The sequence below is a fragment of the Deferribacterota bacterium genome (assembly GCA_034189185.1).
Classification (GTDB): Bacteria; Chrysiogenota; Deferribacteres; order Deferribacterales; family UBA228; genus UBA228.
This window is the reverse complement of record JAXHVM010000175.1, coordinates 1-3,651: the sequence shown is the minus strand read 5'-3', so window position 1 is coordinate 3,651 and position 3,651 is coordinate 1. Positions and strand designations below refer to the sequence as shown.

General features: G+C 33.3%; 4 protein-coding genes. All 4 read right to left on the bottom strand.

Annotated features, from left to right (window positions below):
- Positions 1–227: 227 nt before the first annotated feature.
- Genes SVN78_09360 through SVN78_09345 form a run of 4 tightly spaced genes read right to left on the bottom strand, consistent with a single transcriptional unit; the run spans position 228 to position 3,463 of the window.
- Complete coding sequence (locus SVN78_09360) at positions 228–938, bottom strand: succinate dehydrogenase iron-sulfur subunit (protein MDY6821813.1); 711 nt, start codon at positions 936–938, stop codon at positions 228–230.
- Positions 939–956: 18 nt separating this feature from the next.
- Positions 957–2,726 (bottom strand): succinate dehydrogenase flavoprotein subunit, encoded by a 1,770-nt coding sequence (gene sdhA, locus SVN78_09355; GenBank protein MDY6821812.1) that lies wholly within the window; start codon positions 2,724–2,726, stop codon positions 957–959.
- 2 nt (positions 2,727–2,728) lie between these two features.
- On the bottom strand, positions 2,729–3,100 hold the full coding sequence (locus tag SVN78_09350; protein MDY6821811.1) for a succinate dehydrogenase: 372 nt from the start codon (positions 3,098–3,100) through the stop codon (positions 2,729–2,731).
- A 9-nt stretch (positions 3,101–3,109) separates the two neighbouring features.
- Positions 3,110–3,463 (bottom strand): succinate dehydrogenase, encoded by a 354-nt coding sequence (locus SVN78_09345; protein MDY6821810.1) that lies wholly within the window; start codon positions 3,461–3,463, stop codon positions 3,110–3,112.
- Positions 3,464–3,651 lie beyond the last annotated feature (188 nt).

Sequence of the window (3,651 nt, the reverse complement as noted above, 5' to 3'; positions counted from 1 at the left end):
TTGGTGCCACCCCTATACTATCAGGTGTCTCTGCAAATGCAGCAAAAAACCTTGTAAGGATTGGGGTTAAATTTGATTTTGTTACAAAGGGAAGCCTATCTGAGGCTATAAACTATGTGAAGCAGTTAACTTAAGTTTTCTGTTATATCAAATTTTTATAAAATATGTTATAAATATGATATAAATAAAATAATATATTCAAAGATATATAATACTATGACATTTTTTTAGTATTCTCTATCTAAAAGCATTTTTCTTATACCAACTATAGCTTTGGTAGGGTTTAACTCCTTTGGACAGGCTTCTACACAATTATAAATAGTGTGACATCTCCATACTCCATGTTTATCATTTAATATTGACAGTCTTTCATTTGTGCCTTCATCTCTAGAATCAGCTAAATATCTATAAGCTCTTAAACAAGCAGCTGGTCCTAAATAGTTTTTATCGGCCCAATAGGATGGGCAGGCTGAGGAGCAACAGCCACAAAGTATACACTCATACAAACCATCCAATTTTTTTCTATCTTCTGGTGATTGGTAGATTTCTTTATCAGGCATAGGTGATTTTCTTATAAGATAGGGTTTTACTACATAAAATTTCTCCATAAAATCATCTATATTAACAACTAGATCGCGCATAACGGGAAAGCCTGGTAGTGGCTGTATTGTGATATGTTCACTTTGTAGTTCTTCAATTTTTGTTATACATGATAGCATGTTTACACCGTTTATATTAACACCATCTGAACCGCAGACTCCTTCCCTACAAGATCTTCTATATGATAGTGTTGGATCTTGTTCCCATTTTATTTGATTTAATCCCTCTAATACAAGCATACCACTTTTACGAATTTCAACCTTATATGTTTGGAAATAAGGCTCTTTGTCTTTGTCAGGGTCATATCTAAAGATTTCAAAGGTAACATATTCGCTCATCTATTCCTCCTTATAAAACTAATATACTCTTTCCTTTGGTGGGAAGGGATCGACTGTAAGAGGTTTAAGTCTTACGGGTCTAAAATCAATTTTAAAAGTTTTTAAGTCGTTTTCCAGTAAAACTTCAGTATGTTTTAAATAATTTTTGTCATCTCTCTTAGGATAGTCATCTCTGTAGTGAGCGCCCCTTGATTCTTTTCTATTAAGGGCTGCATGTGCTGTAGCCTTAGATATTAATATCATATTATTCAACTCTAATGCCTCAATTAATTCTAGGTTATATACTGTAGATTTGTCACTAACCCTAAAATTTTGCATTTTTTCATCCAATTTATCTAAAGCCTTTAAAGCCTCTTTTAGTGTTTTTTCTGATCTAAAGACACTAACATTATCCTGCATTATATTTGTTAATTCTTCATAAATTTGGCCAAAGGTGTATTCTCCGCTGGCATTTGCAAAATTATACAATAGTTTTTCTCCAAAGGAATAACTGTTTTTATCTATATCAAGATAATTATTATTTTGTGCCCATCTTACGGCTTCTTCCCCAGCAATTCTACCAAAAACAACAAAATCTAAAAGTGAGTTAGTTCCAAGCCTATTTGCCCCATGTACACAACCTGCTATTTCACCTGCGGCAAAAAAACCAGGGGCTAAAACTTCTTTACCATCTTTCACTCCTGCGATTACACGAGCAAAAGGATCAGTAGGTATACCGCCATTTTGGTAGTGGCATGTTGGTGCAACGGGTATTGGTTCTTTTGTGCAATCAACATTTGCAAAAATAAGTGCAATTTCGTGTATTCCAGGTAATTTTTCTAAAATTACATCAGCGCCTACATGATCAACCTTTAATAGTACATAATCCTTATTTGGACCACAACCTCTACCTTCTTTTATTTCAGTATAGATACATCTTGAACATATATCCCTTGGAGCAAGGTCTTTTATAGTAGGGGCATATCGCTCCATAAATCTTTCACCTTCTGAGTTTAATAGATAGCCCCCTTCACCTCTAACTGCTTCAGATATTAAATTACCTGCGCCATATACACCAGTGGGATGAAATTGCGGAAATTCTGCATCATCCCAGGGGAAGCCTGCTCTTAAAGCCAAAGCTAAGCCATCACCTGTATTTATATGAGCATTAGATGTAGTTTTATATATACGTCCCATACCTCCTGTAGCAAAAACTATTGCTTTTGCATGGAATAGATGTAGTCCACTGTTTTGTATATCATAGCAAAGTAGACCGTTTACAACACCATTATTAGTAAGCAGTTGTAAAGCATAAAATTCATTATAGAAATGGGTCCCTTGCTCTATCGATTTCTCATAAAGTGTTTGCAAAACTGCATGTCCTGTTCTGTCTGCGGCATAACAAGCTCTTTTTACAGGCCTTTTACCAAACTCTGCTGTATGACCACCAAAAGGTCTTTGCGCAATTTTTCCATCGGCTGTCCTGCTAAAGGGAACGCCTAAATGTTCTAGCTCTATTATTCTTTCAGGTGCTTGCTTACACATTATCTCTGCAAGATCTTGATCACCTAAATAATCTCCACCTTTTACTGTATCATACATATGCCAAATCCAGTGGTCTTCTTCTAGATTCCCAAGGGCAGCACAAATGCCTCCTTGTGCAGATATAGTATGACTTCTTGTTGGGTATACTTCTGATATAACAGCTGTTTTAACATGTTTTGATGCAACTTGAGCTGCATTTAAACCAGCTCCTCCAGCGCCAAGAATCACAATATCATATTTGTGATACTCAATATTATTTGGCATAATTAAACTCCCTCAACAAAATTTTCTATATTAGCTATCAATGCTATACCTAGGATAAATAATGTAACACCAATTGTCCAATAGATTAACAATAAAACTGATCTCCACGTAGTATTTGATATATAGTCGTCAGTAATCATTTTAAAACCATTAAAGGCATGAAACAACCCAAAGCCCAAAAGTATTGCAAGAGGAGCCCTCATGAGCGCCCATTCCATATTTTTTATAAATGGAATAGAATACATAAACTTCTCATAGTCTCTATGAAATATGTGAAGAGCTATAACAAACAACAGAGTAAAACCTGTAATTCTCTGCAATAACCAGGAAGATACTCCATTGTCACTGGATCCTTTAAATTGAAATTTCTTCATATAAACCTCCTATATGAAAATAGGTATTGCTCCAATAATTAATATTACGATAAACATAAAGATAACAGTAGTGTTTTGTTTATAAAAGTGCTCTATTTCAGCACCATTAAAAAAATCTACTAAAATAATTCTAAGCCCATTTAAGCCGTGGAACAGAAATATTGCAAAAATAAAGAATCTTAAAGGTGGTGTTTCTACTAGTTCATGGAAAAATGGTAAAACTTTAGTTGAGCCTAATATGTGCAATATAATATATAAACCCAAGATGATTCCAGTTATTCTATGTAATATAAATGCCACATATCCAGGGTGAAACTTGTAAGAGTGTTTTTTTTGATATATAGTTATATCTTTCCTAGCCACAAATCACCTCACAATTAATAATTTCAATAATCATATTATAATAATAGAATACTGTCAATTATTATTTTATTAATTAAGCAATTATATTTTAGTATTTAAATATTTCTAATTATGATAGAATTATTATAAGACTTTATAGTTATTAGCTTTAAAATTGCTTTATAATGCAGTTAAAACATTTTATAAAT